Raw genomic sequence first — 931 nt, 5'->3', positions numbered from 1 at the left:
GGTAAGGGGTATCGAGGGCGTCTCAAAGAACCGCCGCTCGCTGCTGCCCTATGGCGCCATCGTGCTGCAGGAGATCATGGCGGCGATGCAGCCGTCCAAGATCATCGTCTCGGCCCTGGGCGTGCGCGAGGGCTTCCTCTATTCGCTGCTCGACAAAGCCGAGCAGACGGCAGATCCGCTGATCTCGGCCTCGGAGGAACTCGCCCGGCTGCGTTCGCGCTCGGTCACCCACGCGCATGAGCTTGTCGAGTGGACAGGCAAGACCTTCGCCGCCTTCGGCATCGAGGAGACGGTCGACGAGGCGCGTTACCGCCAGGCCGCCTGTCTGCTTGCCGACATCGGCTGGCGCGCACATCCCGAATATCGCGGCAAGCAATCGCTCAACATCATTGCCCACGCTTCCTTCATCGGCGTCGACCATCCCGGCCGCGCCTTCCTGGCGCTGGCCAACGCCTACCGTCATGAGGGAATCTTCAACGAATCGATCGCGCCGGAAATCAAGGCACTGGCGACGCCACGCTATATCGAGCGCGCCCGCGTGCTGGCCGCCGTGATGCGCGTCGTCTATCTCCTGACGGCGGCGATGCCGGGCGTCATGCCGCGGTTGAAATGGGAGAGCCGCGGCAATGGCGTGCTTGCGCTGGTGCTGCCGGCGTCGCTGGCCGACCTTTACGGCGAGCGGCCGGCCGGCCGGCTGGCACAGCTGGCGAGGGTCACCAACCGCCGGCTGGTGCTGGCGGTCGAGGGCGGCCCCGATATGCCAGCCAAGTAATCTGGCTCAGACAAACAGCTTGTGCCGGTCAAGTCGTTTCAGGGCCGATCCGAAGTATCCGCCCATCGACCGACCACGCGCCGGCACCGGCCATCGCCAGCGCCAGAAAGCCGCCTGATAGGGCGATGTCCTTCATCAGCATCTGCTGGTGCATGAAGG

1 pseudogene is annotated in these 931 nt (G+C 65.8%); it reads left to right on the top strand.

What is annotated here, in order from left to right:
• Positions 1-772, top strand: a pseudogene (locus EOA86_RS36365) (exopolyphosphatase); the annotation flags it as partial.
• Positions 773-931: the final 159 nt, after the last annotated feature.

This window comes from Mesorhizobium sp. M5C.F.Ca.IN.020.32.2.1, assembly GCF_004023105.1.
Classification (GTDB): Bacteria; Pseudomonadota; Alphaproteobacteria; order Rhizobiales; family Rhizobiaceae; genus Mesorhizobium; species Mesorhizobium wenxiniae.
The sequence above is the reverse complement of the archived record's forward strand: the minus strand, read 5'-3'. Positions and strand labels throughout refer to the sequence as shown.